This window comes from Pseudomonas sp. R1-43-08, assembly GCF_003852255.1.
GTDB lineage: Bacteria > Pseudomonadota > Gammaproteobacteria > Pseudomonadales > Pseudomonadaceae > Aquipseudomonas.
In genome coordinates this window covers 1,406,883-1,422,991 of record NZ_CP027734.1, presented here as the reverse complement: position 1 = coordinate 1,422,991, position 16,109 = coordinate 1,406,883, and the positions used below count along the sequence as shown (strand labels likewise).

Here is a 16,109-nt window from a genome sequence, read left to right as displayed (position 1 = left end):
TCAGGCCTGGGGCCTGAGCATAAAGCGTGGGAAATTCTACCGGAGAAACGCCGCTTACGCGGTCTCTACCGTCGGAAAACTCTTGACCAGTTCGTCCAACTGCTTGAGCTGGGCCAGGAACGGCTCCAGCTTGTCCAGGCGCAGGGCACAGGGGCCGTCGCACTTGGCGTTGTCCGGGTCCGGGTGGGCTTCCAGGAACAGGCCGGCCAGGGACTGGCTGATGCCCGCCTTGGCCAGGTCCAGCACCTGGGCACGGCGACCGCCGGCGGAATCGGCGCGACCACCGGGCATTTGCAGCGCGTGGGTCACGTCGAAGAACACCGGGTATTCGAACTGTTTCATGATGCCGAAACCGAGCATGTCCACCACGAGGTTGTTATAGCCGAAGCTCGAACCACGCTCGCACAGGATCAACTGGTCGTTACCCGCTTCCACGCATTTGCTCAGGATATGTTTCATTTCCTGGGGCGCGAGGAACTGGGCTTTCTTGATATTGATCACCGCGCCAGTCTTGGCCATGGCGACCACCAGGTCGGTCTGGCGCGACAGGAAGGCCGGCAACTGGATGATGTCGCACACCTCGGCGACCACGGCAGCCTGCTCGGGCTCGTGGACGTCGGTGATGATCGGCACGCCGAAGGCTTGCTTGATGTCCTGGAAGATCCGCATGCCTTCTTCAAGGCCCGGGCCGCGATAGGAGGTCACGGACGAACGGTTGGCCTTGTCGAAGCTGGCCTTGAATACATAGGGGATACCCAACTTCTGGGTAACCCGCACGTACTCTTCACAGACCTGCATCGCCATGTCGCGGCTTTCCAGTACGTTCATGCCGCCGAACAGCACCATGGGCTTGTCGTTGGCAATTTCGATGTCGCCTACGCGAATGATCTTCTGGGCCATCAGGGTTATGCCTTCTTCTGATGTTGCGTCAGTGCCGCTTTGACGAAACCGCTGAACAGCGGGTGACCGTCGCGCGGCGTCGAGGTGAACTCAGGGTGGAACTGACAGGCCACGAACCACGGATGATCCGGTGCCTCGACCACTTCAACCAGCTTGCCGTCGCCGGAGCGGCCGGAAATCTTCAGGCCCGCTTCCTTGATCTGCGGCAGCAGGTTGTTGTTCACTTCGTAGCGGTGACGGTGACGCTCGACGATCACGTCCTTGCCGTAGCAGTCGTGTACCAGCGAACCGGCTTCCAGCAGGCAGTCCTGTGCGCCCAGGCGCATGGTGCCGCCCAGGTCGGAAGCTTCGGTACGGGTTTCGACGGCACCGGTGGCGTCTTCCCACTCGGTGATCAGGCCCACGACCGGGTGGCCGCTGGTGTGATCGAACTCGGTGGAGTTGGCGTCTTTCCAGCCCAGCACGTTACGAGCGAACTCGATGACGGCCACTTGCATGCCCAGGCAGATACCCAGGTAGGGCACCTTGTTCTCGCGAGCGTATTGCACGGCGGTGATCTTGCCTTCCACCCCACGCAGGCCGAAACCGCCGGGAACGAGGATCGCGTCCACGCCTTCGAGCAGGGCGGTGCCCTGGTTCTCGATGTCTTCGGAATCGATGTAGCGCAGGTTGACCTTGGTACGATTGCTGATGCCGGCGTGACTCATCGCTTCGATCAGGGATTTGTACGCGTCGAGCAGTTCCATGTACTTGCCGACCATGGCGATGGTGACTTCATGCTCAGGGTTGAGCTTGGCGTCGACCACGGCTTCCCACTCGGACAGGTCCGCGCCGTTGCACTGCAGGCCGAAACGCTCGACCACAAAATCATCCAGGCCCTGGGAATGCAGGATGCCCGGGATCTTGTAGATGGTGTCGGCGTCTTCCAGGGCGATCACCGCACGCTCTTCAACGTTGGTGAACTGCGCGATCTTGCGACGCGAGGAAATATCGATCGGGTGGTCGGAGCGGCAGACCAGCACGTCCGGCTGCAAGCCAATGGAACGCAGTTCCTTGACCGAGTGCTGGGTTGGTTTGGTTTTGGTTTCGCCGGCAGTGGCGATGTACGGCACCAGGGTGAGGTGCATCAGCATCGCGCGCTTGGCGCCGACTTCGAAACGCAACTGGCGAATGGCTTCGAGGAACGGTTGGGATTCAATGTCACCCACGGTGCCACCGATCTCGACCATCGCCACGTCGGCATCGCCCGCGCCCTTGATGATGCGGCGCTTGATTTCGTCGGTGATGTGCGGGATCACCTGGATGGTTGCACCCAGGTAGTCACCACGGCGCTCCTTGCGCAGCACGTGCTCGTAGACACGGCCGGTGGTGAAGTTATTGTTCTGGGTCATGGTCGTGCGGATGAACCGCTCGTAGTGGCCCAGGTCCAGGTCGGTCTCGGCGCCGTCATGGGTGACGAACACTTCACCGTGCTGGAACGGGCTCATGGTGCCCGGGTCGACGTTGATGTACGGGTCCAGCTTGAGCATGGTGACTTTAAGCCCCCGCGCCTCCAGGATGGCCGCCAATGAAGCGGAGGCAATGCCTTTCCCCAATGAAGAAACAACACCGCCCGTGACGAATATGTAGCGCGTCATGAAAAACCCTAGAAGTCTGCGTTAAAGCGGTACGAGCCGCCGGGGAAAGCGAAGAGAGGCCGAAGCCCCCGATCACCTGCATTAATCACAGTGCACCTTTCAAAAAAACCGCCGCGTTGTGACAGACCAGCAATGGAACACCGGTACGTTGATCGCTACACATTTTTTGGAATCGCCCAGCAAAGACTGCTTGGTAATCGGCAACTGCTGCGATTCAGGCGAATCCACAGAAGTTGTATCAAGAAGGGAGCGTAGTCTACCGGAAAGGCTCTATCAGCTCAAACCTTGATCGCAGGTCTGTGGTAACCAATGCAATTGCCAGTCGTTCGGCGTGCCGGCCCATAGCCCCGCAAGGGTTGGGACAGCCAGCAATCGCTCGCCCCGATACAGCAGCGGCAATCTGCCACGGACAAACCCGGGCATGCCGCACTCATTGAACAGGCGTTTCAGGTCGCGCCGGCCACGACCTGGCACTTCGATGATTTCACCGCCCTGGCGGTAGCGGATTTCCAGCGGACCTTCAGGCGCCTCGCCAATCAGTTTCAACTGACCATTGCCGGGTAACTCCAATGGTTTTTGCGGATGGGGCCAGCTCACCGATGCGTCGGAAAATTCCGACCATGTAGAGGGCAGCCACCAGATGCGCTCGCCGCTGCGGTGCAACTCGCCGTCAGCCAGACGCCATCGGGGCTGCGCATCATCCTTGGCATCGCGCATGGAATACCAGCCAGCCCAGTGGTCGCTGTCGGGCAGGCGGGTGAGTGGAGCCAGCCAATGGCGCAGCGCGTTGCGCTGGCGTGCATCGGAAAGCTCGCGCAAGGGCGTAATAGCCAGGGAGCGCAAAGGCAACCAGGGAAACAACGAAGGTTGATCGGCGCGCTGCAGGTCCATGGCGGCCAGCTCATCGAGCAAGCCTTGGGCTTGCTCCAGATGTTCAGCCGTGCGGGCCAGGCTTGACACCACTTGAGGCCAGCGCTGCGCCAGCACCGGGAAGACGCGGTGCCGCAGATAATTACGGGAGAAACGTGGGTCAGCGTTCGAAGGGTCTTCGATCCACTGTAAATGATGGGCCTGGGCGTAGGCTTCCAGCTCGACACGCGTGACGTCCAGCAGCGGGCGCACCAGATGACCTTGCGCCAAAGCGCGATGCGCGGGCATTGCCGCAAGCCCACGCACCCCGGCGCCGCGCAGCAGGCGGAACAACAGGGTTTCAGCCTGATCGTCGCGATGCTGGCCGGTGAGCAGCACCTCCCCTGCCCCGGTCACCTCGGCAAAGGCCAGATAACGCGCGTCACGGGCCGCGCGCTCAAGGCTGGCGCCGGGCTGTACCTGCACGCGCACCACCCGCAAGGGCACGTTTAAGCCTTCACACACTCGCTGACAATGGCCGGGCCAGGCGTCAGCGGCAGTTTGCAGGCCATGGTGAACATGCACAGCACGCAGAGGAGGAATGTTTGCCAGAGAGGCCAGCAGATGCAACAGGACGGTGGAATCGAGCCCACCCGAAAAAGCGACATGCCAGGCCGGGGCGTTGCGCCAGGGGGCCAGTGTTTGCAGGAGCTTGGCGGATAGGAGTGGCTTCATCAGATAGTAACGCCGCAAACCTGGAATACGTTGGCCAAGCATACACAAAGCAAATGTGGGAGGGGGCTTGCCCCCGATTGCTGAGTGTCAGTCACCGAATCTCGTGACGGGTCCACCGCTATCGGGGGCAAGCCCCCCCCACATGGAGTTACGGCGTCGGCTTAGAGACCGTAGCTCATCAGACGCTCGTAACGACGGGCCAGCAGCGCTTCGTTATCCAGCTTCTTGAGCATCGCCAGTTGCGAGCCCAGTTCGGCACGGATAGTCGCGGCAGCCGCAGCCGGATCACGATGCGCGCCGCCCAATGGCTCGGCGATGACTTTATCAACGATCCCCAGGCCCTTGAGGCGATCAGCGGTGATGCCCATGGCCTCAGCAGCGTCCGGCGCCTTTTCGGCGGTTTTCCACAGAATGGAGGCGCAACCTTCCGGCGAAATCACCGCGTAGGTCGAATATTGCAACATGTTCAGTTGATCGCAGACGCCAATGGCCAGTGCTCCGCCGGAACCACCCTCACCGATCACGGTGGCGATGATTGGCGTCTTGAGGCGCGCCATGACCCGCAGGTTCCAGGCAATCGCTTCGCTCTGGTTGCGCTCTTCGGCATCGATACCTGGGTAGGCACCCGGGGTGTCGATGAAGGTCAGGATCGGCATCTTGAAGCGTTCGGCCATTTCCATCAGGCGGCAAGCCTTGCGGTAGCCTTCCGGACGCGGCATGCCGAAGTTGCGACGCACTTTTTCGCGCACTTCACGGCCTTTCTGATGGCCGATCACCATCACTGGCTGGTCGTCCAGTCGAGCGATACCGCCCACGATGGCCGCGTCGTCGGAGAAATGGCGGTCGCCATGCAGCTCGTCGAACTCGGTGAAGATGTGCTGAATGTAGTCCAGGGTGTACGGACGGCGCGGGTGGCGAGCCAGGCGCGCGATCTGCCAGCTGGTCAGCTTGCCGAAAATGTCTTCGGTGAGCGTACTGCTCTTGTCTTGCAGGCGGGCGATCTCATCGCCGATATTCAGCGAATTGTCATTGCCGACCAGGCGCAGCTCTTCGATCTTGGCTTGCAGGTCAGCGATCGGCTGTTCGAAATCAAGAAAATTCGGGTTCATAAGCGTCCGTCTTGGGTCGACGGCCAAGGGGTGCCTGGCCAGCCGGTTGTCTATTCGCGCCCTACCTTAAGGGAGAGGCGCGTTTAGGTCGAGATTAAATGTTTGGCCGAGATCAGGCGAATACTCTTCAGGGAAAAGCAAGCGCCTGGCCATCAGCGGTATTGGAGAAAGACGTTGTCACGGCCGAACTGGTCACGCAATGCTTGAATCAAGCCGTCAGCGGGATCGATTCGCCAGGTCTCGCCAAACTGCAACATGGCCTTGGCGTCGTTGCCGGTGTACTCCATGGTCACCGGGCACGCACCACGGTGACGCTTGAGCAGGTCACCCAACCAGCGTAGCTGATCGCCCTTGAGCGCCTCGGTCTTGACCTTCAGGCGCAGGCTTTCGGCCAGGTTGGTACGTGCATCTTCCATGCTCATCACGCGCTTGATGCGCAGGCGCAGGCCGCCGGAGAAGTCGTCGTTGCTGACCTCCCCTTCCACCACCACCATGGCGTCGGTCTGCAGCAGCGACTGGGCGGAGTGGAACGCGTCGGCAAACAGTGACGCTTCGATCCGGCCCGAGCGGTCGTCGAGGGTGATAAAACCCATCTTGTCGCCCTTCTTATTTTTCATCACCCGCAGGGCGATGATCATGCCGGCAACCGTCTGGGTATCCCGGGCCGGCTTCAGGTCGATGATGCGCTGACGGGCGAACCGGCGAATCTCGCCTTCGTACTCGTCAATCGGGTGACCCGTGAGGTACAGGCCCAAGGTGTCTTTCTCACCTTTGAGACGTTCCTTGAGAGTCAGCTCCTTGGCCTTGCGGTGGTTGGCATACACATCCGCATCTTCTTCGACGAACAACCCGCCAAACAGGTCGGCGTGGCCACTGTCATGGGTACGGGCAGTCTGTTCGGCGGCCTTGATCGCTTCTTCCATGGCAGTCAGCAGCACCGCGCGGTTGCGGTCGATATTGGCCTGGTAAGCTTTCGGCTCGTCATGGAAATACGGGCCGAGACGGTCCAGCGCACCGCTGCGGATCAGGCCATCGAGGGTGCGCTTGTTGATACGCTTGAGGTCAACCCGCGCGCAGAAGTCGAACAGATCCTTGAAAGGCCCGTCCTGACGCGCCTCGGTGATGGCTTCCACCGGCCCCTCACCCACGCCTTTGATCGCGCCGAGGCCATAAATGATGCGGCCTTCGTCGTTCACCGTGAACTTGAACTCCGAGGCGTTCACGTCCGGCGCGTCGAGGCGCAGCTTCATGGTGCGCACTTCCTCGATCAAGGTCACGACCTTGTCGGTGTTGTGCATATCCGCCGAGAGTACCGCGGCCATGAACGGCGCCGGATAGTGGGCTTTCAACCAGGCGGTCTGGTACGACACCAGGCCGTACGCAGCGGAGTGGGATTTGTTGAAGCCGTAACCGGCGAATTTCTCTACCAGGTCGAAGATGTTACCGGCCAGGTCCGCGTCAATATTGTTGGTGGCGCAGCCCTCGATGAAACCGCCGCGTTGCTTGGCCATTTCTTCGGGTTTCTTTTTACCCATGGCGCGACGCAGCATGTCCGCACCGCCGAGGGTGTAACCCGCCATCACCTGGGCGATCTGCATCACCTGTTCCTGATACAGGATGATGCCGTAGGTTGGCGCCAGTACCGGCTTGAGGCCTTCGTACTGATAGTCGGAGTGCGGGTACGCCAGTTCGGCGCGGCCGTGCTTACGGTTGATAAAGTCATCAACCATGCCCGATTGCAGCGGCCCCGGACGGAACAGGGCCACCAGTGCGATCAAGTCTTCCAGGCAGTCGGGCTTGAGCTTTTTGATCAGCTCCTTCATGCCGCGCGACTCAAGCTGGAACACCGCAGTGGTTTCGGCTTTTTGCAGCAGGCTGTAGGTCGGTTTGTCGTCCAGCGGGATAAAGGCGATATCCAGCGGTTCCTCGCCGACCTTGGCGCGGTCGCGGTTGATGGTCTTGAGCGCCCAGTCGATGATCGTCAGGGTGCGCAGGCCGAGGAAGTCGAACTTCACCAGGCCGGCCGCCTCCACGTCATCCTTGTCGAACTGGGTCACCAGGCCGCCGCCCTCTTCATCGCAGTAGATCGGCGAGAAGTCGGTCAGCTTGGTAGGCGCGATCACCACGCCACCGGCGTGTTTACCGACGTTACGCACCACACCTTCGAGCTTGCGCGCCATGTCCCAGATTTCGGCGGCTTCTTCATCGACCTTGATAAAGTCGCGCAGAATCTCTTCCTGTTCGTAGGCTTTTTCCAGGGTCATGCCCACTTCGAACGGGATCATCTTCGACAGGCGGTCGGCCAGACCGTAGGATTTGCCCTGCACCCGGGCCACGTCGCGGATAACCGCCTTGGCCGCCATGGAACCGAAGGTGATGATCTGGCTGACCGCATTGCGACCGTATTTCTCGGCCACGTATTCGATCACGCGGTCGCGACCGTCCATGCAGAAGTCGACGTCGAAGTCGGGCATGGAAACCCGTTCCGGGTTGAGGAAACGTTCGAACAGCAGGTCATATTCCAACGGGTCGAGGTCGGTGATCTTCTGCACGTAGGCCACCAGCGAGCCAGCACCTGACCCCCGGCCCGGACCGACCGGTACGCCGTTGCTCTTGGCCCACTGGATAAAGTCCATCACGATCAGGAAGTAACCGGGGAACCCCATCTGGATGATGATATCCAGCTCGAAATTCAGCCGGTCGACGTAGACCTGGCGCTTGGCTTCGTAGTCTTCGGTGGTGTCCCTGGGCAGCAGCACGCTGAGCCGCTCTTCCAGGCCGTCGAACGAGACCTTGCGGAAGTATTCGTCAATGGTCATGCCATCGGGAATCGGGAAGTTGGGCAGGAAGTGCTTGCCCAGCTTCACTTCGATATTGCAGCGCTTGGCAATCTCGACGGAGTTTTCCAAGGCCTCGGGCAAGTCGCTGAACAGCTCGGCCATTTCCTCGGCGCTTTTGAGGTACTGCTCTTCGCTGTAGTTCTTGGAGCGACGCGGGTCATCCAGGGCCCGGCCCTCGCCGATGCACACGCGGGTCTCGTGGGCCTCGAAATCTTCCTTCTTGATAAAACGCACATCGTTGGTTGCCACCAGCGGCGCGCCCAGCTTGTCGGCCAGGGCCACGGCGGCGTGCAGGTGCTCTTCATCGTTGGGGCGATTGGTGCGCTGCACTTCCAGGTAGAAGCGGTCAGGGAACACCTGCATCCACTCGCGGGCGAGCACTTCGGCTTCCTGCGGGTTGCCGCCGAGCAGCGCGATACCGATCTCGCCCTCTTTGGCGGCCGAGAGCATGATCAAGCCTTCGCTGGCTTGTGCGACCCACTCGCGCTCGATGATGATCGAGCCGTTGCGCTGACCATCGATGAAGCCACGGGAAATCAGTTCGGTCAGGTTGCGATAACCCACGCCGTTCATCGCCAGCAGGCTGATGCGGCTCAGGGGGTTATCCGGATCCTTGTTGGACAGCCACAGGTCGGCGCCGCAGATCGGCTTGATACCTGCGCCCATGGCGTTTTTGTAGAATTTGACCAGGGAACACATGTTGTTCTGGTCGGTAACCGCTACCGCTGGCATGTTCATGCCCACCAGGGTCTTGACCAGCGGTTTGATCCGTACGAGGCCGTCGACCAGGGAGTATTCAGTGTGCAGGCGTAGATGAACGAATGAAGCCGGCATAGTGATCCTGTGCAGTAACGTGGAAACAACAAGGCCCGGGATTGTACCGGGCCTTGAGCAAAACATCAGCCTTGCGACTACACCTCGCTGAGGCTCTCGCGCAGCTCGTAAGCCTGGCGCACCGGGGCGAACGAGCGGCGATGGATCGGCGTAGGGCCGAGTCGCGCCAAGGCTTCCAGATGAACGGGCGTCGGGTAGCCCTTGTGGCCGCCCATGCCGTAGCCGGGGTAAATCAAGTCGAACGCCGCCATTTCGCGGTCGCGGCTGACCTTGGCCAAAATCGACGCCGCCGCAATGGCCGGCACCTTGCTGTCACCCTGGACCACGGCTTCAGCGCGCATCGCCAGCTGGGGGCAACGATTGCCGTCGATCATCGCCAGCCTGGGCGTGATATGCAGCCCTTCAACCGCACGCTGCATGGCAAGCATGGTGGCGTGCAGGATGTTCAGTTCATCGATTTCTTCCACTTCCGCTCGAGCGATATGCCAACTCAGGGCTTTTTCGCAGATCTCGTCATAGAGCTTTTCACGGCGGGCTTCGGTGAGCTTTTTCGAGTCATTGAGGCCAAGGATCGGACGGTTCGGGTCGAGAATCACCGCCGCCGTTACGACCGCACCGCACAGCGGGCCGCGCCCGACTTCGTCGACACCGGCGACCAGTTCGTGGGCCTGTGCAACCAGGCTGAAATCCAGGCCCATCTGCGTACTCATAAGGCTTCCTGTCTATGGCCGATCAAGTTCAACACAGCGTCAGCCGCCTGGTTCGAGGCATCACGCCGCAGGGTGCGGTGAATCGCATCGAAACCACGGGTCTGCTCTTCGCCGCCGTCAATCAAGGGTAGCAGCGTTTGTGCAAGTGCCTGGGGCGTAGCATCGTCCTGCAACAACTCCGGCACCAACAACCGTTGGGCCAGCAGATTGGGCAAGGAAATATACGGGCTCTTGACCATCCGCTTGAGAATCCAGAAGGTCAGCGGCGCCAGGCGATAGGCCACAACCATGGGGCGCTTGTACAACAAGGCTTCCAGGGTGGCGGTGCCTGAGGCGATCAGTACGGCATCGCAGGCGGCCAGGGCCAGGTGCGACTGACCGTCGAGCAGGGTCAACGGCAGGTTGCGCCCTTCAAGCAGTGTTTCGATTTGTGCGCGACGCTGCGGGCTGGCGCACGGCAGTACAAAACGAATCCCCGGCTTGAGCGCTTGCAGACGTTCGGCGGCATCAAAAAACAGGCCGCCCAGGCGTCCGACTTCGCCCCCCCGGCTACCCGGCATCAGTGCGACCAGCGGGCCATCGGGCAACCCCAGTTCGGTACGCGCTGCGGCACGGTCGGCCTGCAAAGGAATGGCATCGGCCAGGGTATGCCCGACAAACCGCACCGGCACGCCCTTCTCTTCGTAGAACCGCGCTTCGAACGGCAGCAGGGTCAGCATCAAGTCGCAGCCTTCACGAATCTTCAGCACGCGCTTTTGCCGCCACGCCCACACGGACGGGCTGACATAGTGAACCGTCTTGATCCCGGCCTGGCGCAACTTGAGTTCAATGTTGAGAGTGAAGTCCGGGGCATCGATACCGATAAAGACGTCGGGCTTTTCTTCGATCAACGTCTTGATCAGTAGCTTGCGACGCGCGAGCAACTCACGCAGGCGCCCCAGTACTTCTACCAAACCCATGACCGACAGGCGCTCCATCGGAAAGTAGGAGGTGAGGCCTTCGGCCTGCATCAGCGGGCCACCGACGCCAATAAATTCGATGGTCGGGTGCTGGACCTTGAGGGCCCGCATCAGGCCGGCACCGAGAATATCGCCGGAAGCTTCGCCGGCGACCAGTGCGATACGCAACTTGGCCATGGTCAGCGGGTGATGCCGCGAGTCGACGCCTGGATCGAGTCGCGAAACACCGCGACTTCCGGGAACGACGCTGCCGGCTCGGCCAGTTCGGTCAGGGCCTGCTCAACCGTCAGCCCTTGACGGTAAACCGTCTTGTAGGCGCGGCGCAGGGCTTGGATCGCGTCGTCGCTGAAGCCGCGACGGCGCATCCCTTCAAAATTCATGCTGCGGGCTTCAGCGGGGTTGCCGAACACCGTGACGAATGCAGGGACATCCTTGCCGATGGCGGTGCCCATGCCGGAAAAGCTGTGGGCGCCGATATGGCAATATTGGTGCACCAGGGTGAAACCGGACAGGATCGCCCAGTCGTCCACATGCACATGCCCGGCCAAGGCGGTGTTGTTGACCAGGATGCAGTGGTTGCCGATCACGCTGTCGTGGCCGATATGCGCATAGGCCATCACCAGGTTGTGATCCCCCAGCGTGGTCTCTGCCCGATCCTGCACGGTGCCACGGTGAATGGTCACGCCTTCACGGATGATGTTGTGGTCACCGATTACCAGGCGCGTTTCTTCACCCTTGTACTTCATGTCCGGGGTGTCTTCGCCTACCGAGGAAAACTGGTAGATGCGATTGTGTTTGCCAATGCGGGTCGGACCCTTGAGGATCACGTGCGGCCCGATGACAGTCCCCTCGCCGATTTCCACACCTGCGCCGACGATCGACCAAGGGCCGACCTCAACGTCGGCGGCCAGTACGGCCGACGGATCGATGATTGCGCGAGGGTCAATCAAACTCATAGTTTGCGTTCCGCGCAGATGATCTCGGCAGAGCACACCGGCTTGCCATCCACCGAGGCCTGGCATTCGAACTTCCAGATCTGGCGCTTGCAGCTGATGAACTTGGCTTCCAGGATCAACTGGTCACCCGGGGTGACCGGATTGCGAAAACGCAACTTGTCGGAGCCCACGAAATAGTAAAGCGTGCCGTCGGCAGGCTTGAGGTCGAGCATTTTGAAACCAAGGATACCGGCAGCCTGGGCCATTGCTTCGATGATCAACACGCCCGGCATGATGGGATGCGCAGGAAAGTGACCATTGAAAAACGGTTCGTTGATGCTGACATTCTTGTAGGCACGAATGCGCTTTTCCTCAACATTGAGGTCCACTACTCGGTCCACCAGCAGGAACGGGTAACGGTGAGGCAGGTATTCGCGAATCTCGTTGATGTCCATCATTTCGGGGGGAAGCCTGTAATAAAGATTGGGGGCGGGCGGACTAAAAGCACGCCCCGCTAGCAAATCAAGGAGGCAGTCTAGCGGCTGTGCACACTTGATATGGAAATGGTATCAGCCTTCTGATGAAGCATTACCGCCAGGGGTCACGTCTGCAGCACGCTTTTCCAGCTGTTTGAGACGTCGCGCCATGTCGTCGAGCTGCCTCAGACGTGCTGCGCTCTTGCGCCATTCAGCCGCTGGCTGCATGGCGGTACCGGATGAATAAGCCCCTGGCTCGGTAATCGAGTGAGTGACCATGGTCATGCCGGTGATGAAGACGTTGTCGCAAATATCGATATGCCCCACCAGCCCCACGCCACCGGCGAGCATGCAATGCTTGCCGATTTTGGTGCTGCCGGAAATCCCCACGCACGCAGCCATGGCGGTGTGATCGCCAATCTGCACGTTGTGGGCGATCTGAATCTGGTTGTCGAGCTTCACGCCGTTGCCAATCACGGTATCGGCCAGGGCCCCGCGATCGACAGCAGTGTTGACACCGATCTCTACGTCGTCGCCGATCAACACGCCGCCCACCTGGGCGATCTTGTGCCAGATACCCTTGGCGTTGGCAAAACCGAAGCCTTCACCACCAATCACCGCGCCCGACTGAATGACCACTCGCTGCCCAATACGCACATCGTGGTAAAGGGTGACGCGAGGCGCCAGCCAGCCATCGGCACCGATGACGCAACGCGCGCCAATAAAGCAATGCGCGCCGACGGTGACGCCTGCGCCAATACGCGCGCCGCTTTCGATCACGGCAAAGGCGCCAACGCTGGCCGCCGGGTCGACCTGGGCGTCCTCGGCGATCACCGCTGACGGGTGAATACCGCCAGCCGCCTCAGGCTTGGGATCGAACAGGTGCGACGCTTTCGCGTAGCACAGGTAGGGGTCGTCCACTACCAGCGCATCCCCGATAAACCCTTCGGCGTCAGCCGCCTTCAGCAACACGGCTGCGGCTTGGCAATCGACCAGGTATTTACGGTATTGAGGATTTGCGAGGAAGCTCAACTGAGCTGGGCCAGCCTCCTGCAAGGTGGCTAGCCCAGTGATGTCTTTCTCCGGGGAACCACGCAAGGTGGCTCCCAGGAACTCGGCCAACTCGCCGAGCTTGATGGTCGCGGTCATGGTTTACTTCAGCTGGTTCATGCGCTCGATCACCTGGCGGGTGATGTCGTATTGAGGCTTGACGTCAATCACTGCGCCACGCTCGAACACCAGGTCAAAGGCACCCTTCTTGATGACTTCTTCCACGGCGCTGTCGAGTTTCGGCTTGAGCTGCTTGAGCATTTCGCGGTCGGCAACAGCCTTGGCTTCGTTCAGTTCCTTGGATTGGAACTGGTAGTCACGGGCCTTTTGCTTGAATTCAAGCTCCAGACGCTCGCGCTCGCCTTGCTGCATCTTGTCACCACCGGCAACCAGACGGTCCTGGATGCCTTTGGCGCTGCTTTCCAGGGTTTTAAGCTTGGTCAATTGCGGACCGAATTTCTTCTCTGCATCCACGGCGTACTTCTTGGCCGCGTCAGATTCCAGCAGGGCCATCTGATAGTTCAGCACGGCGATTTTCATTTCGGCGAAGGCCGGGGTGGTTACCAGCACAGTGGCCAGCAGGACCAATTGAGTCAACTTACGCACGATGTACTCCTACAGAATCCGTTGTCGTTATCTTAGGTCAGACGCTTAGAACGTCTGGCCAAGGGAGAATTGGAAAATCTGGGTTTCAGCGTTATCCGGTTTCTTGATCGGCATGGCCAGAGCAAAGCTCAACGGGCCCAACGCAGTCACCCAGGTCACACCCACACCGACGGAGCTGGCCATATTGCTCAGGCTCACATCGTTGCACTGGGTGTTGGACTTCACGCCACTCGGGTTGGTGATCTGGTCGCACTTGGAGTCGAACACGTTACCGACGTCCCAGAAGACCGAGGTGCGCAGGGAACGCTGATCTTTCACGAATGGCAACGGGAACAGAATTTCCGCACCACCCTGGATCAACACGTTACCACCGAAAGGCAGCGGGTCGTTGTCGGAGTCCACTTGCGTGCCCTGGTTACCAGTAAACGCCTGACCACGGCTCGGCGTACCACGAGGACCCAAGGTGCTGTCCTTGAAACCACGTACCGAGTTGAAACCACCCGCGTAGTAGTTCTCATAGAACGGCAAGCCATTGGTCGAACCATAACCGTCGCCATAGCCCAGCTCGGTGTGCAGGCGCATGGTGTAGTTGTCGCTCAACGGCTGGAACAACTGGCCACGGTAGTCGAGCTTGAAGAACGACAGGTCGCTGCCCGGCGTGGTGACTTCCGCAGTCAGGCTCTGGGAATGACCACGGGTCGCCAGTACGCCTTTGTTCAGGGTCGACTCGGACCAGCCGGCAGACGCCTTGAAGTTCAGGAACTTGTCGCCTTCACGACGGGTGAAGTCGAAAATCTCATCCACGGTGTAGACACCGGTCTTGATCTCATCCTGCTGCGCGGTCAGGCCGAAGGTCAGGCGCGAGGTCTCACTGATCGGATAACCCACGTTGACGCCGGCACCAAGGCTGTCGATCGCATAGCTTGCAACGTCGACGTCGAGGTCTTTGTAGTCGGTGGTGCGGTAGAAGGCGTTGTAGCCCAGGCTCACACCGTCTGCAGTCCAGTAGGGGTCGGTGTAACCGAAGTTGTATCGGCTCTGGTATTCGCTTCGGGTCAGGCCGATGGACACACGGTTACCGGTACCGAGGAAGTTGTTCTGGGTGATGGAACCACCGAGGATCAAACCCGCGCTCTGTGCGAAACCGACGCTGGCGGTGATCGAGCCCGACGCTTGCTCTTCAACGGCGTAGTTCACGTCGACCTGGTCATCCACACCCGGTACGGCCGGGGTTTCGACGTTGACTTCCTTGAAGAAGCCCAGGCGCTCAAGACGGGTCTTGGATTGGTCGATCAGGTAAGTCGACGCCCAACCGCCTTCCATCTGGCGCATTTCACGACGCAGCACTTCGTCCGAGGACTTGGTGTTGCCACGGAAGTTGATGCGGTTGACGTAGGCACGCTTGCCCGGGTCGACAACGAAGGTGATGTCCACGGTGTGGTCTTCATCGTTCGGGGTCGGCACGCCGTTGACGTTGGCGAAGGTATAGCCTTCGTTACCCAGGCGACGGGTGATCAGCTCGGAGGTGGTGGTCATCAGCTTGCGCGAGAACACCTGGTCTTTCTGGACCAGCAACAGGGACTTGACCTGGTCTTCAGGCACTTTCAAGTCACCGCTGAGCTTGACGTCACGAACCTTGTACTTCTCGCCTTCGTTGACGTTGACGGTAATGTAGACGTGCTTCTTGTCCGGGGTGATGGACACCTGGGTCGAAGCGATGTCCATATTGATGTAGCCACGGTCCAGGTAGTAGGAGCGCAGGCGTTCCAGGTCACCGGACAGTTTTTCACGGGCGTACTTGTCATCGTTCTTGAAGAACGACAACCAGTTGGTGGTCTTGAGCTCGAACAGGTCGATCAGGTCTTCATCCGCGAACTTGGTGTTGCCCACCACGTTGATGTGCTGGATGGCCGCCACGGTGCCTTCGTTGATGTTGACCTTCAGGCCTACCCGGTTACGCGGCTGCGGGATGACTTCCGTCTCCACGCTTGCCGAGTAGCGGCCCTGGGCAACGTACTGGCGTTGCAGTTCGTTACGCACACCTTCAAGGGTGGCGCGCTGGAAGATCTCGCCCTCGGCCAGGCCCGACTGCTTCAACCCTTTCATCAGGTCTTCAGTGGAGATGGCCTTGTTACCTTCGATCGTGATACTCGCGACGGAAGGCCGCTCGACGACGGTGATGACCAGGACGTTGCCTTCGCGACCCAGTTGGATATCTTGAAAGAACCCGGTTTTGAACAGCGCACGAGTGGATTCCACCAGGCGACGATCATCAGCCTGTTCCCCGACGTTCAACGGCAAGGCACCAAAGACGCTACCCGCGGAAACCCGCTGGAGGCCGTTGACGCGAATATCGGAGATGGTGAAGGACTCGGCGTGAACTTCGGCGATCATCAATACGGTGAGAACCGCAGTTAGCAGCAGACGTTTCATGAAGTCCTTTCTTATTCCAACTGGCAATAAACAAAC

The 16,109-nt window shown here is 60.0% G+C and carries 12 protein-coding genes; all 12 read right to left on the bottom strand.

All coding sequences use genetic code 11. The features are described from left to right. Positions 1-54 precede the first annotated feature (54 nt). Entirely contained in the window at positions 55-900 is an 846-nt protein-coding gene (gene kdsA / locus C4J87_RS06370; RefSeq protein WP_124366122.1) for a 3-deoxy-8-phosphooctulonate synthase, read from the bottom strand. Positions 901-905: 5 nt separating this feature from the next. Beyond that, positions 906-2,537 carry a CTP synthase gene (locus C4J87_RS06365; RefSeq protein ID WP_124361620.1) on the bottom strand — a complete coding sequence of 544 codons (1,632 nt, stop codon included), beginning with the start codon at positions 2,535-2,537 and terminating at the stop codon, positions 906-908. 273 nt (positions 2,538-2,810) lie between these two features. Next, entirely contained in the window at positions 2,811-4,121 is a 1,311-nt protein-coding gene (gene tilS, locus C4J87_RS06360) for a tRNA lysidine(34) synthetase TilS (protein WP_124366121.1), read from the bottom strand. 161 nt (positions 4,122-4,282) lie between these two features. Next, complete coding sequence (locus tag C4J87_RS06355; protein WP_016976871.1) at positions 4,283-5,230, bottom strand: acetyl-CoA carboxylase carboxyltransferase subunit alpha; 948 nt, start codon at positions 5,228-5,230, stop codon at positions 4,283-4,285. Between the two features lie 152 nt (positions 5,231-5,382). After that, positions 5,383-8,904 carry a DNA polymerase III subunit alpha gene (gene dnaE / locus C4J87_RS06350; RefSeq protein ID WP_124366120.1) on the bottom strand — a complete coding sequence of 1,174 codons (3,522 nt, stop codon included), beginning with the start codon at positions 8,902-8,904 and terminating at the stop codon, positions 5,383-5,385. A gap of 77 nt (positions 8,905-8,981) precedes the next feature. Next, positions 8,982-9,614: a ribonuclease HII gene (rnhB, locus tag C4J87_RS06345; RefSeq protein WP_124366119.1), complete on the bottom strand. Its 633-nt coding sequence runs from the start codon at positions 9,612-9,614 to the stop codon at positions 8,982-8,984. Beyond that, positions 9,611-10,750: a lipid-A-disaccharide synthase gene (gene lpxB / locus C4J87_RS06340; RefSeq protein WP_124366118.1), complete on the bottom strand. Its 1,140-nt coding sequence runs from the start codon at positions 10,748-10,750 to the stop codon at positions 9,611-9,613. The genes rnhB and lpxB overlap by 4 nt, the downstream gene beginning before the upstream one ends. 2 nt (positions 10,751-10,752) lie before the next feature. Continuing rightward, positions 10,753-11,529, bottom strand: a complete 777-nt coding sequence (gene lpxA, locus C4J87_RS06335; RefSeq protein ID WP_124361615.1) for an acyl-ACP--UDP-N-acetylglucosamine O-acyltransferase — start codon at positions 11,527-11,529, stop codon at positions 10,753-10,755. Then, on the bottom strand, positions 11,526-11,966 hold the full coding sequence (gene fabZ, locus C4J87_RS06330) for a 3-hydroxyacyl-ACP dehydratase FabZ (protein WP_003172281.1): 441 nt from the start codon (positions 11,964-11,966) through the stop codon (positions 11,526-11,528). Before fabZ ends, lpxA begins: the two co-directional genes overlap by 4 nt. A gap of 111 nt (positions 11,967-12,077) precedes the next feature. Next, positions 12,078-13,133 carry a UDP-3-O-(3-hydroxymyristoyl)glucosamine N-acyltransferase gene (gene lpxD / locus C4J87_RS06325; protein WP_124366117.1) on the bottom strand — a complete coding sequence of 352 codons (1,056 nt, stop codon included), beginning with the start codon at positions 13,131-13,133 and terminating at the stop codon, positions 12,078-12,080. A 3-nt stretch (positions 13,134-13,136) separates the two neighbouring features. After that, complete coding sequence (locus C4J87_RS06320; RefSeq protein ID WP_003172279.1) at positions 13,137-13,640, bottom strand: OmpH family outer membrane protein; 504 nt, start codon at positions 13,638-13,640, stop codon at positions 13,137-13,139. Positions 13,641-13,685: 45 nt separating this feature from the next. Further along, positions 13,686-16,073, bottom strand: coding sequence for an outer membrane protein assembly factor BamA (gene bamA / locus C4J87_RS06315; RefSeq protein ID WP_124366116.1), 2,388 nt, complete (start codon positions 16,071-16,073; stop codon positions 13,686-13,688). Between the last annotated feature and the right edge of the window lie 36 nt (positions 16,074-16,109).

Bases quoted from the DNA above. Each gene is read 5' to 3' on its own strand.
- kdsA (WP_124366122.1), bottom strand. From the start codon at position 900: ATGGCCCAGAAGATCATTCGCGTAGGCGACATCGAAATTGCCAACGAC.
- C4J87_RS06365 (WP_124361620.1), bottom strand. From the start codon at position 2,537: ATGACGCGCTACATATTCGTCACGGGCGGTGTTGTTTCTTCATTGGGG.
- tilS (WP_124366121.1), bottom strand. From the start codon at position 4,121: ATGAAGCCACTCCTATCCGCCAAGCTCCTGCAAACACTGGCCCCCTGG.
- C4J87_RS06355 (WP_016976871.1), bottom strand. From the start codon at position 5,230: ATGAACCCGAATTTTCTTGATTTCGAACAGCCGATCGCTGACCTGCAA.
- dnaE (WP_124366120.1), bottom strand. From the start codon at position 8,904: ATGCCGGCTTCATTCGTTCATCTACGCCTGCACACTGAATACTCCCTG.
- rnhB (WP_124366119.1), bottom strand. From the start codon at position 9,614: ATGAGTACGCAGATGGGCCTGGATTTCAGCCTGGTTGCACAGGCCCAC.
- lpxB (WP_124366118.1), bottom strand. From the start codon at position 10,750: ATGGCCAAGTTGCGTATCGCACTGGTCGCCGGCGAAGCTTCCGGCGAT.
- lpxA (WP_124361615.1), bottom strand. From the start codon at position 11,529: ATGAGTTTGATTGACCCTCGCGCAATCATCGATCCGTCGGCCGTACTG.
- fabZ (WP_003172281.1), bottom strand. From the start codon at position 11,966: ATGATGGACATCAACGAGATTCGCGAATACCTGCCTCACCGTTACCCG.
- lpxD (WP_124366117.1), bottom strand. From the start codon at position 13,133: ATGACCGCGACCATCAAGCTCGGCGAGTTGGCCGAGTTCCTGGGAGCC.
- bamA (WP_124366116.1), bottom strand. From the start codon at position 16,073: ATGAAACGTCTGCTGCTAACTGCGGTTCTCACCGTATTGATGATCGCC.